Genomic DNA, 760 nt, shown 5'->3' on the forward strand with positions numbered 1-760 from the left:
GAACATGTGCAGGAAGTTATACATTAACAAGAACATGGATTGCAACTGATCTTTGTGGATTAACTACAACTCACGTTCAAACCATCACTGTTCAAGATACAACAGCTCCGACAGTAGTGACACCATTCCCAACTGTTTTAACAGCTACTTGTAGTTCAATTCCAGCGGTGCCTCAATTAGTATTTACAGATGCTTGTTCAAGTACACCACTTACCATTGTAACTAATGAAACAACTTCAACTGTTGCTTCTGACGGAACATACACAATAGTAAGAACATGGACTGTAACAGATGCTTGTGGAAACGGAGATACATTTACGCAAACAGTTAATGTAACAATTCCAAACTATTTCCAAGTTCTTACAACAGATACTCAATGTACAGTTGATATTGATCTTGAAGTAGATGTATTATCAATCATTAACTTACAATTTGGAACACAACCAACTGGTGGTACATGGACTGATGTTAGTAGCTCTGGAGCTTTAGACTTCACAAATGGTGTGTTTACTCCGTTGAATTTAGCAAATGGAAGTTATATTGTTAGATATGAAACTAATGATCCAGATTGCCCAAGAGTATTTGAAGTGACAATTCCAGTTGATAAAGGAGTTTGTACTGTTGAAAATTGTGTTACTCTAAATATTTACAATGCAGTAACACCAAATGGAGATACTATGAATGATAGTTTTGTAATTGAAAACATTACTAACTTAGATTGTTACCCAGAAAACACCGTTGAAATTTACAACCGTTGGGG

Annotated in this window: 1 protein-coding gene; it reads left to right on the forward strand. The window is 35.5% G+C overall.

The features are described from left to right. On the forward strand, window positions 1–760 hold a 760-nt coding region (locus tag ACYU7A_RS13465; RefSeq protein WP_460577351.1), incomplete at both ends, for a T9SS type B sorting domain-containing protein.

It is taken from the genome of Flavobacterium koreense (genome assembly GCF_054776075.1).